We start from the raw sequence: 19,242 nt of genomic DNA, 5'->3' as shown, positions 1-19,242 counted from the left end.
CGGATACCGAAAGGCAAGACTGTCCGTCGTCGTACACGCGACAGGTGTATGTCAGCTCACGATCAGACCCGCCGGCGCAAACCCCGCCACGGATAGCAACGTTCCGTACCACGATCGGCCACCCGAATCTAGACATCCGTACCAAATTGACGCCACGCACCCCAAATTTGTCGGTGGTCACGCGCACACTGCAGAGCTGGCAATACGCAAATATGGCAACACCCCACCAACGCTCGCGCCCGACGCGTTAGCTTTGTCCCTACACGCTGAGAGAAGGAGGTGACTCACCGGTGAAGGACGGCCGCTGGGTCACGATCGCCGACTCGCAGTTCGTACACGAAAAGGAAGGCCTCGCTGCGGTCAAGCAGGCCCTTCCCGACGCCGCACCCTTCCGCGCCTGGGCCAATTTCGAGTTCCGCGACAACCGCGGCCGCTGGCACGAGGTCGATCTACTGGTCCTGGCCCGCGACACCCTCTATCTGGTCGAGCTGAAGCACTACCGCGGCATCCTGCGCGGCAACGACCACGTGTGGATGCGCGACGGGCACCGCGCCGAGGACTCTCCCCTGCTGCTGGCCCGGCGCAAAGCGCAGTACTTCGCCTCATTGCTTAAGGACGCGATCCGCCAACGCGGCGGACCGGAAGCGACCAGCCGCATCCCGTTCGTACAGGAGCTGGTGTTCCTGCACCACGAGCAGTTCGTCTGCGATCTGCCGCCCGCTTCGCGGATCAACCTCTACGGGCTCGACGGTCGCCAGAAGACCAGCGGACTGCCCGGTATCTCCGAACGCCTCCTGGCTCCGGCCCGCCGCGATCCGATCACCGAGCAGAACAGCCAACTGATCGCCGGATTGATGAAGGCCATCGGCCTGACGCCGCGCCGCCAGCGCGAGGTCGGGTCATGGATCATCGACGACCAACCCCTGGGCGACGGGGACGGCTGGCAGGACTGGCCGGCGTTCCATCACGTCAACACCGAAGACCACGCCCGCATCCGGTTCTACACCACGGCGCCCGGCGCAACATCGGCCGACGTGCACGCGCACAGGCAGGCCGTCACCCACGAATACAACCTGCTCTCCCGGCTCACCTATGACGGTCTGCAGGCACCGAAGGATCTGGTCAACGAACCCGAGCTGGGCATCGGCCTGGTCTTTGGGCAGCCGAAAGCCGATACCCCGCTTGATCTTTGGCTCGCCGAGCATAAGGACACCCTGACGCTGACCGACCAGCTGGACCTGATCGGCCAGATCGCCGACATCGTGTACTACGCCCATCGCAATCGGGTGGTGCACCGCACGCTCAACCCGCGCGCCATCGCGATCCGCGAACGCGGCAAGCACCTGCTGCCGCAGGTCACCGATTGGGACAGCGCGGGCGTGCTGCCCGCCAACCCGGACACCGAGGTCAGCCGGCTCTCGTCGGGGTCGCTGAGCCTCATGGCCGGCACCCCCAGCGACACCGCGAAGCTCTTCGCCGCGCCGGAAGGCCAGCGCCCCACCGATGCCGCTCGCATCGACGTGTTCGGCCTGGGTGCCCTGGCGTTCTACATCCTCACCGGCGGCATCGCCCCGGCCACCGAACGCGGCGAACTGCTCGATCGGCTGCGCCGCGACCGCGGACTGGACCTGGCCGCCGAGCTGCCCCAGGTCCGCACCTCGCTGCGCAAACTCGTCCTCGACGCGACGCACCCCAGCCCGGCCGAACGCATCCCCGACGTCGCCGACTTCGTCGCCCAACTCGCCGAGATCAAAGACGATCTGCTGGAAAAGTCCACGGGCACCGACCCGTTGGAAGCCACCCCTGGAACCGAACTCGACGGGCGTTTCCTTTACAAGCGCCGTCTGGGTGCCGGGTCGACGGCCGTGGGCATCCTGGTCACCGATCATCATGCGGGCGAGGCAGATCGAGTCCTGAAGGTGGCCAAGGACCCCGAGGCCGCCGAGCGACTGCGTGCCGAAGCGCAGATCCTGGCCCGCCTGGACAACGACGAGCGGATCGTCACGCTGCACGGCGTGGTGCAGGTCGGGCCGCGTACCGCGCTGATCCTGCAGAATGCCGGGCGCACCACCCTGGCCGAGGAACTGTCCAACCGGCACCGGTTATCCATCGACGTCCAACAACGGTGGGGCACTGATCTGTTGACGGCACTGATCGCGCTGGAACGCCAGGGCATCATGCACCGCGACATCAAGCCGTCGAATCTCGGTGTGCATCAGTCCAATCCGCGTGCCGACAGCCATCTGATGATGTTCGACTTCTCGATGGTCGGGGTCGACCCGCGCAACATCGAGGCGGGCACTCCCCCATACCTGGACCCGTTCCTGGGTACCGGAAACCGCTCCCAGTACGACTCGGCCGCCGAACGCTACGGCGCCGCAGTGGTGCTGTTCGAGATGTCGACCGGCAGCACGCCGCAGTACGGGCCGGACCGCAATGCCAATCCGGTGACGGTCGATGACGACATCACGCTGACCCCGGCGCTGTTCGAGCCGAGCCTGGCCCCGGCCATAATCGACTTCTTCGCCGGTGCGCTATCGCGCGACGCCACCAAGCGCCCCGACACCGCCGAGGACATGCTGCGGGCCTGGCGCCGGGTATTCGATGTCTCGGATATCGGCAGGCCCACCGAGGCCGACGATGCGCTGGCCGAGAAGGCCGATGCCACAACACCACTCACCGCCGCTGGACTGAGCATCCGTGCGGTCTCCGCGCTGGCCCCCGTTGCGGTCACGACGGTCGGCGAGCTGTTGGCACTGGATTCGACCGCACTGAACCGCCTGGTGGCCCGCGAGGCCAAGGACACCAGCAAGGAGATCAAGGACCGCTACCGGTCCTGGGCAGCGCGGTTGGGCAAGCAGAAGCAGACGCCCGCCAACACCCTCATGGGTCTTGACGATGCGATCTCGCTGCTGATCGCGGCGGTCTCGGGGCAGCGGGCCTCGACCCGCAAGGACGCCGCCGAGTTGATCCTCGGCATCACACCCGGTCTGGACGCCTTCGCCAGCAGCACCGAGCTGGCACACCACCTCGGCAAGGCCACCCAGCGTGGTCCGCAGCTGATCGCCGAGTTGCAGGCCGATTGGGGTGCCAACGCGGCCACCCGCGAACTTCTAGATGCGGTCATCGAGATCGCCCGGCGGGTGATCGCCGACTACGGCGGCGTTGCCGCCGTCACGACCCTCACCGCGGAGATCCGCGCTCGCCTGCCCCACGCTCCGCTCGGCGCGGGCGACACCCAAGCCCACCAACTGGCCGAGCGGGCCGCCGGCGGACTGCTGCGCGCAGCACTGGACCGGCTTACCGAACACGAAAAACTCGACGGCGACAAGCAATTGGCGCGCCGCCGCCACGATCGCCGGTTGGCGCTGCTGGCCGAAGACGAACGGCTGTTGGCCGCCGCCGACGCCGCGGCCAAGCGCGCCAACGAATTGGTGTCGGTCAACCTCGACGCGGTGATCGCGCCGAGCACCGCCGCGCGTGAACTGCAATCGGCGTTCCAGGCCGGGTTCGATTCAGTGTCCGACGAGCACGCCACCGCACCGCTGCCGTCCGACAGTCGGCTGATTCGACTGGCGGCCGCGATCGCCAAGCACGCCGCAGTGTCAGGCCGCGGCGAGTTGCACAACGTGAACATGTCGCCGTCGGTGGCGGTGGAGACCGCCCTGACAGGTCTGGCGCAAACCGAAGCATTGGCGCCCTCGCAGATCCGTAGCCGGGTCTTGGCGCGGTTCCCCGGGAACAAGGTGCCCCCGCGGCCTCAGTTGGATGCGCTGCTGGCACGAACATCGCTGAAACTCAAGTGGGATAACGAGACTCAGACGTATCACTTCCCCGACACCCAACCCGACAGCGCCACCACGATGCACACCCGCACCCCGACCGGGTTGCCCACGGCCACCGGGCCGTCGATCGTGGTCGACGAGGACGGTGCGACCGGTGCAGCGACACTGAACCGCTCGCTCGGTGAGTGTGGTTTTGTCGCGATCGGTGTGCCGATCTCCCCCGATCGCCCGGGCGAGCACGAGCGGGTGGCCCAGCATCTGGCCGAGGGACATGGCGGCCAGGTGGTCGACGTGACCGGTCGGCTGATCGCCGCGATGCGCTCCTTCGCCGAGCAGCAGGGCGTTTCCTGGGATTTGGTGCGCGGCGCCGACGCGGCCGATGCGACGCCGCTGGATGCCAGCGGCCTTCGGGCGGTGATCGACCGGGTGGTGCCGCAGCTTTGGGCCGAGCTGCAGGCCGCGGTGTTCGACAGTGAAACCAACAGTGCGCCACTGATTCTGACCGAGGTCTCACCGCTGGCCCGCTACGGGCATCTGGACGTGCTGGCCAAGCTCAGCGATCTGGCCGCCCCGCGGCGCCGGCCCGTGTGGGTGGTGCTGCCGCAATTGCGCGGGCAGACGGGCGCCCTGGTCGATCGCAAACCGATCCAACTTGGTTCTCCCGGTGGGCAATTCGTGTTGTGGCGGGGCATGCCCGCCGGTGTTGATGGAGGTGCGTTGTCGTGACATGGGCTGCAAACGATTTGGTGGCGGCGCTGCGCCGACAGGTACTGGCACTCGAAGCCGACCTGAAAGTCCGGGTCGACGGCGACGATCATGACCTACGCCAACCCGGTGTGTTCGACACGTGGAGGCACGACTACGACACGGCTTTCGCCGCCAAGCGCACCGCGTGGACGTGGTTGGAGTGGCGCAACGATCGGGTCACCCAGACCGCCGTCGGCTGGGTGCTGCTGACCGTGTTCGCGCGCTACTGCGAAGACCACGCGTTGGTCAGTCCTCGCTGGATCGGCGGGGCGGACGCCGATCAACGTGCCCAGGCCCTCGACGCCCGGCGCGACTATTTCCAGCAGCATCCCGAGCACACCGACCGCGAATGGCTCGGCCAGATCATCGAGCACTTCGGCAAATTCGACGCCACCAAGGCATTGGTCGATGCGCATGCGCCGTTGCATCTGGTGTCGCCGTCGGGTGATGCCGCACGGGCGCTGCTCGAATTCTGGTGGCAGCAAAGCTCGGACGGCGCGCCGGTCTATTCGTTCAACAATATCGATACTCGCTTCCTGGGCGATGTGTACCAAGACCTGTCCGAGTACGCGAAGAAAACCTACGCGCTGCTGCAAACCCCGGAGTTCGTCGAGGAGTTCATCCTCGACCAGACCATGGAACCGGCGCTGGCCGATCGGCCGTTGGAGGGGTTCACGGTCATCGACCCTGCCTGTGGCTCAGGGCATTTCCTGCTCGGAGCGTTCAAGCGGCTGCATGAGCGGTGGCAAAACGAAGCACCCGCGCTCGGTGCACGAGAGTTGGTCAAGAAGGCCCTCGACGGGGTGTATGGCGTGGACATCAACCCATTCGCCGTTGCCATCGCTCGATTCCGATTGTTGGTCGCGGCGATGCACGCCGCTGGGGATACCTCTATCGAGAAACAGATCCACTACCAACCGCACCTGGCTGCCGGAGACAGTCTGTTGTGGGGCGCGCCCAAGCTGGTACTCGACGACGACATGCTCGGCCTTGGTATTCAAGCCGATCCGACCGAAGATCCTGACGCGCTACGCGCAATCCTGCGACGGAAACACGATGTGGTGGTTGCCAATCCGCCGTACATCACAGTGAAAGATGCCGCCCGAAACACGACCTATCGTGAGCTCTACACAACGCCACACCGCAAGTACGCGCTCAGCGTCCCTTTCATGGAACTGATCTTCGGGCTTGCCTACGGACCTGGCCACACGCGACCGGCAGGGTGGGCCGGACAGATCACCTCGAACTCATTCATGAAGCGCGAGTTCGGTTCCAAACTGATTGAAGAGTTCCTTCCAACCGTGGATCTGCAGTTTGTGATCGACTCGGAGGGCGCATGGATTCCTGGTCACAATATGGATGGAACTCCGACCACCATTCTCGTCGGGCGCAGCCGACCGCCAGTCGCTCCGACTCTGCGTGCAGTGCTCAGCTTGGGGGTAAGGGAGACTCCCGCCGACGCGGTAAAGACCGGATTCGGTCCCTACTGGGCCACGATCGTAGAGCACGTCGGCGAGGCTGGCTACGAAGACCAGTTCATCAGTGTCGCCGATCTGCCGCGTCACCGCCTAAGGAGCCACCCCTGGAGCCTGAGCGGCGGCGGCGCAGTTGAACTGTTGGGATTGATCAATTCGCAGTCAGAGCCTCTAGGCGAGACTATCTCTGATTCAGGTTTTGGCGCAGTAACGGCTGAAGACTCCGCATACCTACTTGGGCAGGGCGCTCTCAGCAGGCACCGAATTCCAATGGACTATATTCGCCCGGTCGTCGAGGGCGAGGCACTTCGAGATTGGGAAGTCCAGCCGACGACTGCTGCGCTATGGCCTTATGACACCAATAACCTCGACGCAAAAATACCGGCAAGCGCCGCGATGCTGCTGTGGCCATACCGATGCACCCTGGTGGTTCGAACGAATCTTGGCCAGACGCAAATAGAACGCGGGCTCGAATGGTTTGAGTATTCGTTCTTCTTCAAGAATCGCTACAAAGTTCCCCTCTCGATCGCGTTCGCCTTCATCGCGAGTCACAACCACTTCGTGTTGGACCGCGGCAGGAAGGTTTTCAAGCAGTCGGCACCAGTGATCAAGCTGCACGAGGGTGCGTCGGTGGAAGATCATCTGCGGCTGTTGGGCGTGCTGAATTCGTCAGTGGCATGCTTCTGGCTCAGGCAGAACAGTCAGCCAAAGGGCGGCGCCGCAGAACACCCTTGGTCACGAACCTACGAGTTCACTGGAACCACCCTCAAAGACTTCCCCCTCCCGGCGAGCACACCTACCGAATACCCGAAGCGCCTCGACGGCCTTGCCCTCGATCTGCAGCACCAGTCCCCTGCAGAACTAGTAACCCGCGAGAGACCAACCGCAGCGAACTTCGAATCTGCACGCATCGAGTCAGATCGACTGCGCAGCTTGATGATTGCCCAGCAAGAAGAACTCGACTGGGACTTCTACCGTATCTACGGCCTGATCGATGAAGACCTGACCCACCGGGGTGAAGTACCCGGCATCGCACTCGGCGAACGAACCTTCGAGATCGCACTGGCCCGCGGCATGCAGGACGGCGAGGAGACCGCGTGGTTCGAGCGGCATGGCTCCACTCCGATCACGGAGATCCCCGATCACCTGCCCGACGACTACCGAAAGTTGTTGCAGCGCCGGCTCGACGCCATCGAGTCCAACCCGAATGTCCGGCTGTTGGAAAAGCCGGAATACAAGCGCCGCTGGGCTTCCGAGCCGTGGGACAAGCAGGTCGAATCCGCGCTGCGCGGTTGGCTGCTCGACCGCGTGGAAGACAAGGCGCTGTGGTTCGACCGCGACGGCCGGCCGACCCCGCAGTCGGTGGCCCAGCTGGCCGACATCCTCGACCGCAATGAGGATTTCCGTCACGTCCTGCAACTGTGGGCCGGGGACACCAGCGTCTCTACCGGCAAGGCACTGGCGAAACTGCTTGCCGATGAAGCGGTTCCGTTCCTGTCCGCCTACCGCTACAAGCCCACCGGGCTGGACAAGCGCGCGGCGTGGGAGGATACCTGGGCGTTGCAGCGCCGCGAAGACGCCGGCGAGAAGCTTGCCGAGGCAATTCCGGTGCCCCCGAAGTACAAGCCCACCGACTTCGCCAAGCCGTCGTACTGGTCGCAACGTGGCAAGCTCGACGTGCCCAAAGAACGGTTCATCTCCTACCCAAACGCGGGCCGCGATACCGACGCGACCGAGTTGCTGGGCTGGGCCGGTTGGGATCACGCCGAGCAGGCTCTGGCCCTGGCCGCATTGGTCAGTCAGCGCATCGACGAAGGCTGGGACGCAACCAATCTCACGCCGCTGCTGGCCGGAGTTCATGAACTTGCACCCTGGGTTCGTCAGTGGCACAACGAGATCGACCCCGAGTACGGCGAATCCGTCGCCGACACCATCGACGGTGAACTCTCCATCCGGCTCAACGAATTGCACCTGACGGTGACCGACCTGACCAGTTGGCGGCCCGCGCCGACAGCCCGCGGCCGAAGGACCAGAAACTCATGACCACCCTCCTCCGCGATGTCATCAACATCCCCGAACGCGTCGGCAGTGACGACTACGTGCTGCGCCTCACCGACAGCACCGATGACGACCAACACGTGCAGGCCACCGTCGACCAGTACGTCCTCACCGACTCGCTGCGCGACAACTTCATCGCCTCCCTCGACCTGGTGGCAGATGCGGTGAACCGCAATACTTCTCGCGCTGCCTACCTGACCGGATCGTTCGGCTCTGGGAAGAGCCACTTCATGGCCGTGCTGTACGCGCTGCTCGGCAATCACCCCGCGGTGCGGACACCGAAGTTCACCGAACTCACCGGCCACTACGACGGCGCTCTCACCGGCAAGAAGCTGCTGCGGCTCACCTACCACCTGCTCGGCGCCACCTCGCTGGAGCAGGCCGTGCTGCGCGGCTACGTCGAGCAGATCACCCGACTACATCCCGAGGCGCCGCTCCCGGCCGTACACGTCTCCGACAAACTGCTCACCGACGCCGAGAACCTGCGCGCCCGCATGGGTGACGACGAGTTCCTGGCCGGTCTCGGTGGCAGCGGCGATAACGCCGGCGGGTGGGGCACCATCCTGGGCGGTGGCTGGGACCTGCCGCGTTACCAGGCCGCGTTAACCGCCGGACCGGAGGATCCCGAACGGCGCGAACTGGTTTCGGCGTTGGTCAACAGCTACTACAGCGCCTTCACCGAGACCGCCGACTATATCGATCTGGACCGCGGACTGGTGGTCATCTCCGAGCACGCCAAAGCCCTCGGCTACGACGGCGTCGTCCTGTTCCTCGACGAACTGGTGCTGTGGCTGGCGTTCTCGGTCCGCGATGCGGAGTTCTTCGCCCGCGAATCGCAGAAGATCACCAAACTCGTCGAGTCCTCGGGCCGCCAGCGGCCAATTCCGTTGGTGTCATTCATCTCCCGTCAGATGGACTTGCGCAAATGGTTCGCGGACGCGGGCGCCTCGGGCGCCGAGCAGGAAGCCCTCGACCGTGCATTCCAATATCAGCAGGGCCGGTTCGCCGAGATCGAATTGGGCGACGACAACCTCGCCGAAGTCGCCCACGCCCGGCTGCTCACCCCGAAAGATGACGCCGCCCGCGCCATCCTCGATCAGGCCTTCAAGGACATGACCCGCCGTCCCGAGGTGTGGGATGTGTTGCGCGACAGTCTCAACACCGACGACAAGCACCGCGGTGCGTCGGAAGCCGAGTTCAAACTGACCTACCCGTTCTCCCCCGTTCTGGTCTCGACGCTGCGCAACCTGTCCTCGGTGATGCAGCGTGAACGCACCGTGCTCAAGGTCATGCAGCGCATGCTGGTGGACCGCCGGGACACCCTGACCATCGACGACCTGATTCCCGTCGGCGACGCGTTCGACTATCTGGTTGAGGGCAGCGAGCCGATCGACAAACACGCCGGCACCATCTTCAAAGCTGCCCGTGACCTCTACGAAAACCGGCTACTGCCCTCACTTCTGGAGGCCCACGGCGTTACCCGTGAGCAACTCGCCGACGACCCCGCCTCGGTGCCCAACGGTTTCCGGGGCCCGGACCGCATCGCCAAGACCCTGTTGCTCTCGGCGATCGCACCCAATGTGCCCGCGCTACGGGACATCACCGCGCCGCGGCTCGCGGCGCTGAACCACGGCTCGATCAAGGCCCGCATCGCCGGCGGCGAAGCACGCGTGGCACTCGGCGTGGTCCGCGACTGGGCGAAAAAGGACGTCCCCGAGATCAGCCTGACCGAGGGCACCAACCCGGTGATCCGGGTCCAGCTCGCCGAGGTCGACTACCAATCGATCCTGGATCGCATTCGCGCCGAAGACAGTTCGGGTAAGCGCCGCGTGCTGATCCGCAAGCTGATCCACCACGCCCTGGGCGTCACCAACGAGGCCGACCTGGGTGGAGCGGCCACCCGCACCCTGATCTGGCGGGGTTCGCGCCGCGAGGTCGACGTGGTGTTCGGCAATGTGCGGGATGCCGGTTCGCTGACCGAGTTGGCCTTCGACAACCGTCCCGGCACCTGGCGCGTCGTGGTCGACTATCCCTTCGACGACGCCGGCTACACCAGCGCCGACGACATCAGCCGGATCGACCGACTGCTGTCCAGCGGATCGGGCCGCCAGACCATCGTGTGGTTACCGCACTTCTTCTCCGAGTCGGCGATAGAAGACCTGGCCCTGCTGGTCAAACTGGACTGGCTGTTCACCGACAAGAGCGGTGACCGGTGGAACGAGAACTCCAACCACCTGGGCGCCACCGAACAGGCCCAAGCCCGCGGCATTCTGGAAAACCTGTTCAGCGGCACCATGACCAGCTTCCAGAACCTGCTCAAGCAGGCCTACGGCGTCGAACCGGCCGACCCCAAGCGCATCACCGCCGAATCCCAGCAGTTCGAGGTGCTGACCTCACTGAGCCGCGACTTCCAGCCGAAGATGCCGCCCGCGGCCAGCCTGGAAGACGCATTCATCAAGATCGTCGACCAGGCGTACGGCGCGACCTACCCCAGCCATCCGGTATTCGAGCCCGAGAGCGAAGAACTCACCACCCGTAACTTCGAGACGGTCCGCGACTATGTCGAGCAGGCCAGCACCCAACCCGAAGGCCGGGTACTGACCAATCCCGGCGACCGTAAGGTGTTGCGGCGCATCGCTGGACCACTGCAGGTCGGCAAAGCCACCGAAGACCACTACCTATTTTCCGAGACCACGTTCGTCTTCTGGGCGCAGGAACTGGACCGGGTTGCCTCTGCGGGTGCGCCGGTGACCGTCCGGGCGCTGCAGACCCACATCGAAGGTCTAGCGCCGGCATGGGGTTTGCGTTCCGAGTCGCGCGATCTGGTGATCAGTGCCTGGGCACTACTGCGTAAGCGGGCCTGGTTCGAGGCCGGCAGTGCCGTCATTGCACCCAAGTTGGGCGGCCTACGTCCCAACATCGAACTGCGCGCCGAGGAGTTGCCAGAGCAGCAGGCGTGGGTTACCGCCCGCTCCAATGCGTCGAAGTTGTTCGGCTACACCATCCCCCGCACCTATCTGACCGGCGCCAATATCGCCGAGTTCGCCGACCAGGTGCGCACCAAGGCCACATCCGGTCTGGCGCCGCTGGCCAACCTGGTGGCGGAACTCGATTCTGGCTATGGACATCTGGATTCGGTGTCCGGCGAAGGTGACCGGTTGACCGCGGTGCGGGCGTTGCGTGGATTCGTCGAAACACTGTCCGCAACCTCGGGCAATGTCGCCGCTATCAAGACGATGGCGGCGGTGTCACTGCCGGTCGGGTTGGAGACGGCCGGGCAGATTCTGGCCGACGCCGCCGCCGACACCCAGGCCCTGCGCGACTTCAAGTGGGACCTGCTGCGTCCAGTCAAAGACGCGACCACGCGCAACGATGAGGACGGCGAAAACGCCAGCCGCATCTGGTTGCAACTACAGAATGCCGTCGCCGTTCCCGGTAAATCCCTCAGCGATGAGCTGGCCGTCGGGATGAACAAGCTGGTCTCGTGGGTGGTGCGCGACAATCCGAAGCCGCCGCCTGGCCCAGCGCCGAAGCCTCGCGCGGAGGTGGTGCTCAACAGCACCGCCGATCTCGGCGGACTGCAGGAACAGCTGACCTCCGCCCTTGAACCGGGCAAGAAGATCCACGTGCACTGGTGGGTGGAATGAGCGCGCTGATCGCCACCGAACCGATCATCCGGGCCCGATTGAAAAAGGCCAGCGACAAGCAGCATCGGCACGGCGTACTCGGATTGCGGGCCCAACCCCGTTGGGATGGCCAGGTTTTCGAACACGACGGCAAGCCCGTCACGGTCGTCCCATGCCCGTCGGTGCTGGCCATCTGGCAGGCCATCGAAGAACGTAGCCCCGATCAGTGGACCGTGGTGCTGACCGATGTCGACGATGACGATCTTGGTGACACCGTGCAGGCACATCTGATCGAATGCCGACTGTTCACCCCCGACCCGTGGGATGCGTTGCGCAGTAACTTCTCTGCCACCACCGTGGAGCCGGCACTCTACCGGTCGACCAACGACCGCGCCCTGGCCAACGGGCTGCTGAGCGTGGTCACCTCCTACACCCCCGCGCCGGGCGGTGTGCTGACCCGCAACCACGCCATGACCGCCGTCGCCCGCGACGTGCTCGGCATGGTCAAGGGCAGCGATGTCGAGGTCGATACCTTCGCGGTGCTGGAGTGGAGCCGCTCCTCGAACGCAGCCAAGCTGGCCGACCTGCGCGTCCACGGTGAGCTGGCGTCGGCTGTCACCGGCTGGCTGGCGGACCGGTCCGGCAAGCTCAACGAGCCGGTGCGGATCCTGTTGGAATCCGGCCGCATTGCCGATCTGGTACCGCTCGGTGTAGTCGCCGGATTGTTCTGCCAGCCCGAGGCCTCCGACGAACGCGCCCTCGGAATGTTCCTCGGCCAATACGGACTGGGCGCACTCAGCGCCGACGATCTGCAGAACTGGTACACGCACGCCCGCGGATTGGTGACGTCGTTGCTGGCTGTTGACCAGCAGCAGGCGGTATTGCAGGCCGCGGCATCGATCGTCGACGAACTGCGGATCGGCGCTGCCGCCGCCTCGTCGGACCTGTTGCCGCACGGGTTGGCTGCCCGGATCAATGCGCTTGCCGCGGCAGTGAGTGCGTCCGAACCGGCACTGGCCGAGGTCGAAAGATTGTGGGTCGAGGTCAACAAGCATCTGCTGGCGGCGACCTCGTCGCCGGTGAGCGCTTTCGACGGTGCGGTGCGACTGGTGCGGTGGCTGCGAACATCGGCTGAGACCGGCACCGGGTTGGGCGATACCTTCCAGCGTTATATCGGCTCCGATTCGTGGGTGGACTCCGCACTGGTCAAGGCGCGGCGTGGCTCGGAAAACCCCACTGCTGCAGCAGCTCTGCGCGTGGTGATCGAGCGCACCGTGGAATGTCGCGCCGAGTTTGATCGGCAATTCGCGACCGCACTGGCCGATGCCCCGCACCCGAAGGTGCCCGTCATCGAAAACGTCGTCCGTGACGCCGTGGTGCCCATCGCTCGCCAGGCTCCGACGCTGCTGTTGGTGGTCGACGCGTTGTCGATGGCCGCCGCGAATGAACTCGTCGTCGCCCTGCAGCAGGACGGCTGGACTGAGATCTCCACGGGCGCCGGGACGCATCGATCGGGAGCGTTGGCGGTACTGCCGACGCTGACGCAGCGCAGCCGATGCTCGCTGCTGTGCGGGGAATTGCATGAAGGCCCGGATACCGTTGAGCGAACCGGCTTTTTGGCGTTGATCCGCGAGGCCGGCCTGGCTGCCACCGGCGGCGTGACCGACCCGATCTTCCACAAGAAGGCACTGGAAGCCCGTACCAGTGGCGCGTCGCTGGCCACCGATGTCAATAACGCTATCGCCGATACCGACCACCAACCTCTGGTTGCCGTCGTGCTGAACTATGTCGACGACACGCTGCACCACACCGACCCGGGCGGCACCGACTGGACGGTCAACACCATCACGCATCTGCGAGCACTGCTGGCCGCCGCCAAGAGCGCCGGGCGCGCGGTGGTGATCACCTCCGACCACGGACACATCATCGAATACGGCACCAGCGCCAAGGTCGACCGTGCCAACACCTACGGCCAACGCGCACACGGTGATTTCGCGGCGATGGACCCTGCGCGTGAATTGATTGTCGAGGGGCCGCGGGTCCTCACGGCCGATCACCGCGTGGTGCTGGCGGTCGACGAAACCATCCGCTACGGCGCGCGCAACGCCGGCTATCACGGCGGCGCGACCCCGGCCGAGGCCATCGTGCCGGTCCTGGCCTTCGTCCCCGGTTTGGTCGAGGGCTGGGCGACACCGGTCATCGGGGCCGAACCGTCGTGGTGGTATCCGGGACCGGTTTCAACGCCGGTGGTGGTGCGCCAGAAGTCCACTGCACCAAGCCTGTTCGACGATGAGCCCGTAACTACTCAGAACCCACTGCCGGACAAGGTAATTCGCAGCAAGGTCTTCGCCGCACAGGTCAAGCTGGCCGGCCGCGTCGTCGTCAAACCCGCGGAGATCAAGGCGCTCTTGACCATCCTGCTGAGTTCGCATGAGATCACCTTCGAGCAGGCCGCCACGGTCCTCGGGGTCGCCGCCGCGAGGGTCAAGGGCGCGCTGATGCAGACCAAGCTCATCCTCGACGTCGAAGGCTACGAGGTGCTGCGCGTCGGCGGCGGCGTGGTCAGCGTCGATGCCGCGGCGTTGGCCGAACAGTTCGGGGTGCAGCCGTGACGTCTCCCGTCTCGGCACGGCGCCGCCGCGAAATCCTCGACGCGCTCCGTCGTGGCACGGTGCCCTCCAACGGTCTGGACCAACTCGCCGTCGGTCTGGGCCGATTCGAGGCCGAACTTGATGCCGAACTCGACGTAGTGGCGGCCGGCGGCGCCATGTTCAAAGCGGTCCGAGGCGAATACGGTTCTGGCAAAACCTTTTTCGCGCGGTGGCTCGGAGATCGAGCCATGAAGAAGGGCTTCGCCGTCGCCGAGGTGCAGATCAACGAGATCGACACTCCCCTGCACAAGCTCGAAACCGTGTACCGGCGATGCATTGAATCGCTGCGCACCGCGTCGATCCAGCCCAGCGCGCTGCGACCGATCCTCGATGCCTGGCTGTTCACCATCGAAGACGACGCCGCACAGCAGAACATCGAAGTCGATGCACTACTGGAACGCCGACTCGCTGACGTCGCGACCCAGGCCCCGGTGTTTCCCTTGGCAATCCGCGCGTATCGGCGGTTCGTCGCCGAGGGCGATCACGATGGCGCCGATGCTCTGGTCGCGTGGCTCGGAGGGCAACCGCACATCGCCGCATCGGTGAAACGCAGCGCGGGCATCAAAGGCGACCTGGACCACTATCTGGCTCTGGGTTTCCTTCGTGGGCTGCTGGCCATCCTCGCCGACGCCGGGAACCCCGGCCTGCTGCTGGTACTCGACGAGGTCGAGACCCTGCAACGCATCCGCAGCGACGCCCGCGCCAAAGCCTTGAATGCGCTGCGGCAGTTGATCGATGAGGTACACGACGGACACTTCCCCGGCTTGTATCTGCTCATAACCGGCACGCCCGCCTTCTTTGAAGGGCGCCAAGGTATTCCGTTGCTCCCACCGCTGGCCGACCGGTTGCACACCGAATTCGCCAAAGACCCACGCTTCGACAATCCGCGGGCACCGCAATTGCGACTGAGCGGATTCGACCAAGACAGACTGATAGAACTCGGTGGTCGGGTGCGCGACCTGTATGTCAGCGGTGTGCCCGACGCCGAACGGGTCGGCGCGGTTGCTTCGGATGCGTTTGTGGCACAGTTCGCCGCCGCGGTCGCAGGGCAACTCGGCGGCAAGGTCGGTATCGCGCCGCGGCTGTTCCTGCGCAAGCTGGTCGACGTGCTGGACAAGGTCGAACAGTTCCCAGACTTCGACCCGTACAAGGATTACGAGGTGTCGATCGGTGCGGCCGAGTTGTCCGATGCCGAGCGCGCTGCACTGACCGCCGACGACATTCCACTCGATCTGTGATGGATCCGTTCGACCTGCTGCATGCCGGAGTGCAATACCACGTGGCAAACACGCTGCGGTGGAACGGACTTCGTCCCACCCAAGCAGCAGCCGTCGAACCGATCGTGTCCGGTCACGATGCGCTGGTCCTTGCCCCCACCGCTGGCGGCAAGACCGAGGCCGCGATGTTCCCGGTGCTGTCACGCATGGCCACCGAAGAGTGGCAAGGCGTCTCGGTGCTCTACATCTGCCCGCTGCGGGCGCTGTTGAACAATCTGCAGCCTCGCATAGATGGTTACTGTCGCTGGCTGGGTCGATCGGCAGCTGTGTGGCATGGCGACGTGAGCCAAGGTCAACGCCAACGCATCCTGGTCGATCGGCCCGACGTCCTTCTGACGACACCCGAGTCGATCGATTCGATGTTGGTGTCTACCAAGGTCGATCCGCGGATGCTGTTCGCTGGACTCCAAGCGGTTGTGGTCGATGAGATCCACGCGTTCGCCGGTGACGATCGCGGCTGGCATCTGCTCGCGGTGCTGGAACGCTTGTCACGCATCGCGGGACGGGAGTTGCAACGCATCGGGTTGTCGGCCACTGTCGGCAATCCCGATGAACTGCTGAGCTGGCTGCAGGGAGGGTTCCGGTCCCGTACGAGTTCCGTCGCGGCGCCCGCCGCTCCCCCTGCCACTGCCGCACCGGAATTGACCGTCGACTACGTGGCGTCAATCAGCAACGCCGCCACCGTAATTGCATCGCTGCATCAGGGCGAGAAGCGATTGGTGTTCGTCGACAGCCGCCGCCAGGCCGAGGAACTCGGAGCTGCACTCCGTGGCCGCGGAATCGAAACGTACCTGTCGCATTCCTCGCTGTCGGCGGCAGAAAGGCGGCGATCCGAGGAGGCGTTTGGCGAGGCCCGAGACACCGTCATCGTCGCCACTTCCACGCTGGAGCTCGGGATCGACGTCGGCGACTTGGATCGGGTCATCCAGATCGGCTCGACCCGGACGGTCGCGTCATTCCTCCAACGACTCGGCCGCACCGGGCGGCGGGCCGGGACGGTGCGTAACTGTTTGTTTCTGTGCGTCGAGGACGAACAGGTGCTGCTGGCCGCCGGCATGCTCAAACGGTGGTCCGATGGCTGGGTGGAACCCATTGTGCCGCCACCACATCCGCGACACATCGCCGCGCAGCAGTTGATGGCGGTGTGCCTGCAGGAGCATCGCTTGAGCGCCGGCGAATGGTCGACATGGTGGGGTGATCTGCCGGTGTTCGACGATTCAGCACCAGCAATCGTGGACTACCTCATCGCCGAAGGCTTCTTCGAGCGGGATGGGCCGTTCTTGCACATCGGGCCGGAAGCTGAGCGACGGTTCGGCCGTCGATATTTCTCCGACCTGACCGCGGTGTTCACCGCACCACCGGAGTTCATCGTCCTAGCCGGACGCGTAGAGATCGGCACGATCGGCACCGATGTACTCACCGAGCCGAGCGAGGGACCACGGGTCCTCCTGCTGGCCGGCCGATCGTGGACAGTCACCCACGTTGACTGGGACCGGCGCCGGTGCTTCGTCGACCCGGCGAAAGAGGGCGGCAAAGCCAAGTGGTCTGGTTCTGGTGCAGGCTTGTCATTCGACATCGCCCGCGGTATACGGGAGGTGCTTTGTGGCGCACTACCCGCAGGCGTGACCTTCACTGGTCGCGCAACCACGGTGCTCGGCGAACTTCGCGCCACCTACAGCGATTGTGTGGCCTCGGACCGACTGATCGTTCGATTGCCGAGTGACTCCGCCGGCCGGTGGTGGACCTGGGCCGGTACCGCGGCCAACCGATCGCTGCAGGCGTCGCTGCCGGGGCTAATCGATCCCCGGCAACGCATCGACGAGAAGTCGATACGGCTACTTCCCGACGTGACTGTTCACGAGTTCTCCGCCGCGCTCGCTGACATCGAATGGCGGGATCCACTGGTGGACACCAATGCGCTTCGGGGACTGAAGTTTTCGTCGGCACTACCAGATAGCCTGGCGAAGCACACGCTGGGCACCCGTCTTGGCGACATCGAACGCGCCAGCGCGATTACCAACGAAACTCGGATCATCGTGAAGTAGGAGGCCGACATGATCGACAGCACCACCCGGGGAGGCATCGTTCAGGCGCTGAGTTCGTGGGATCGCGCCGCCGTCGCCGGGCGGGTTGCCGAGGCCGACGAACTTCAACACCAGTTCATCCAGCGATTCCCCGTCGCCAAATGGCCCGCGTTGCCGCTGGAGGAGTACGCGCTGGGCCAGGGCGCTCAGGACACCGTCTCGTGGTGGATGGAGTACAAGACCGGACCGGTCGGCAGCATCAAGGGCGGCTCCGCCCACAAGCACCTCATCTTCCTTGCCCGAAACGGATCGTGGCGATTCCCCAAGGAATACGAATCGGTCGACCGGGCGTGGGCCGCGGTCCGAGAGGGCTTCGTCGAGATGCTGGACCTCGGGGCCAACGGCCAGTTCGATGACGCCGACGACATCAAGGTACTCACCGGCGCTCCCGCTTTGCGCACCAAGTTGCTCTACATGTACTACCCGGACGGGCTGCTTCCGGTGTTTTCCAAAGCGCACATCGATCACTATCTGCACGCCCTCGGCGAAGCACCGGCCTCTTCAGTGGTGCGGGCGAACCGGCAGCTGCTCGATATGTTGCGGGCCGTGCCCGAGCTTGCCGAGCTCACCAACCATCAACTCGGCATCTTCCTCTACCACTGGAACAATCCGCGCCCATCGCAACGCGTCGTCAAGATCGCGCCCGGGGAGCGTGGCGCGTTCTGGGACGACTGTCGCAAGAACGGGTACATCTGCGTCGGCTGGGATGAGGTCGGAGACTTGGCACAGTACGAGAACAAGGATGCGTTCAAAGACGCGTTCCGGGAACACTATCCGTATAACCGGGTCGAGAGACAGGTCAGCCGCAAGGCCAATGAACTGTGGACCTTGACCGAGCTGCAGCCAGGCGACACCGTCATCGCCAATCGGGGCACCACCGAGATCCTCGCAGTCGGAACAGTCAACGACACCGGCTACCTCTGGCGTCCCGAACGCGAACAGTACAAGCACACCGTCGGTGTGGACTGGGATACCTCAAAGGCTGCTCCGATCGAGCCGGTGCGGGCATGGGCCACCACGACGGTGTCGAAAGTGCCTGCCACACTGCTGCGCCGACTGCTGGGCGGCGGCGGCACGACAGAGATACCCGTCGAGACCGACACGATCTACCTCGACCTGGAATCGGCGCTCGGCCGTCGCGGTCAAGCCGTGCTGTACGGACCGCCGGGAACCGGCAAGACCTATATAGGCCGCCGGGCCGCGGTGTGGCTGCTGGAGGGCGGCAGCCAAGGCGCCAACGCACTGCTCAGTGATGAGGCTCTCCTTGCCGCGCGCGAGCGTGCGCTCAGTACTGCACCGGATACGTCAACGGCGGCGAGACTGACCCGGGTGACCTTCCATCCGTCGTATGCCTACGAGGACTTCATCGAAGGTTTCCGGCCACAGCAGACTGACAGCGGCACCATGCACCTTGTCCTCACCGACGGGGTGTTCAAACGCGTCTGCGATACCGCACGCGAAGAGAGCAATTGTCAATACCTGTGGATCGGGGTGTTTCAGGCGACCTCCGTTTCGGTGTGTTGATCGCCGTCTGACGGT

7 protein-coding genes are annotated in these 19,242 nt (G+C 64.9%); all 7 read left to right on the top strand.

The window, feature by feature from the left end:
- Window positions 1–290 precede the first annotated feature (290 nt).
- The 7 genes from pglW to ACJH6I_RS29590 are packed head-to-tail and all read left to right on the top strand — an operon-like array spanning window position 291 to window position 19,227.
- Window positions 291–4,511: a BREX system serine/threonine kinase PglW gene (pglW, locus tag ACJH6I_RS29620; RefSeq protein ID WP_406785070.1), complete on the top strand. Its 4,221-nt coding sequence runs from the start codon at window positions 291–293 to the stop codon at window positions 4,509–4,511.
- Window positions 4,508–8,050 (top strand): BREX-2 system adenine-specific DNA-methyltransferase PglX, encoded by a 3,543-nt coding sequence (gene pglX, locus ACJH6I_RS29615; protein ID WP_406785069.1) that lies wholly within the window; start codon window positions 4,508–4,510, stop codon window positions 8,048–8,050. The genes pglW and pglX overlap by 4 nt, the downstream gene beginning before the upstream one ends.
- Window positions 8,047–11,712, top strand: a complete 3,666-nt coding sequence (locus tag ACJH6I_RS29610; protein ID WP_406785068.1) for a DUF6079 family protein — start codon at window positions 8,047–8,049, stop codon at window positions 11,710–11,712. The genes pglX and ACJH6I_RS29610 overlap by 4 nt, the downstream gene beginning before the upstream one ends.
- Complete coding sequence (gene pglZ / locus ACJH6I_RS29605) at window positions 11,709–14,303, top strand: BREX-2 system phosphatase PglZ (RefSeq protein ID WP_406785067.1); 2,595 nt, start codon at window positions 11,709–11,711, stop codon at window positions 14,301–14,303. Before ACJH6I_RS29610 ends, pglZ begins: the two co-directional genes overlap by 4 nt.
- Entirely contained in the window at window positions 14,300–15,580 is a 1,281-nt protein-coding gene (brxD, locus tag ACJH6I_RS29600; RefSeq protein ID WP_406785066.1) for a BREX system ATP-binding protein BrxD, read from the top strand. Before pglZ ends, brxD begins: the two co-directional genes overlap by 4 nt.
- Window positions 15,580–17,664, top strand: a complete 2,085-nt coding sequence (locus tag ACJH6I_RS29595; protein ID WP_406785076.1) for a DEAD/DEAH box helicase — start codon at window positions 15,580–15,582, stop codon at window positions 17,662–17,664. The genes brxD and ACJH6I_RS29595 overlap by 1 nt, the downstream gene beginning before the upstream one ends.
- 9 nt (window positions 17,665–17,673) lie before the next feature.
- Window positions 17,674–19,227 carry a hypothetical protein gene (locus ACJH6I_RS29590; protein ID WP_406785065.1) on the top strand — a complete coding sequence of 518 codons (1,554 nt, stop codon included), beginning with the start codon at window positions 17,674–17,676 and terminating at the stop codon, window positions 19,225–19,227.
- Window positions 19,228–19,242: the final 15 nt, after the last annotated feature.

It is taken from the genome of Mycobacterium sp. SMC-13 (assembly GCF_045311035.1).
Lineage (GTDB): Bacteria > Actinomycetota > Actinomycetes > Mycobacteriales > Mycobacteriaceae > Mycobacterium.
This window is presented reverse-complemented; position numbering and strand designations above follow the sequence as displayed.

Excerpts from the sequence above, each read along its gene's own strand:
- ACJH6I_RS29590 (WP_406785065.1), top strand. The coding sequence starts at position 17,674 with ATGATCGACAGCACCACCCGGGGAGGCATCGTTCAGGCGCTGAGTTCG.
- ACJH6I_RS29595 (WP_406785076.1), top strand. The coding sequence starts at position 15,580 with ATGGATCCGTTCGACCTGCTGCATGCCGGAGTGCAATACCACGTGGCA.
- pglZ (WP_406785067.1), top strand. The coding sequence starts at position 11,709 with ATGAGCGCGCTGATCGCCACCGAACCGATCATCCGGGCCCGATTGAAA.
- ACJH6I_RS29610 (WP_406785068.1), top strand. The coding sequence starts at position 8,047 with ATGACCACCCTCCTCCGCGATGTCATCAACATCCCCGAACGCGTCGGC.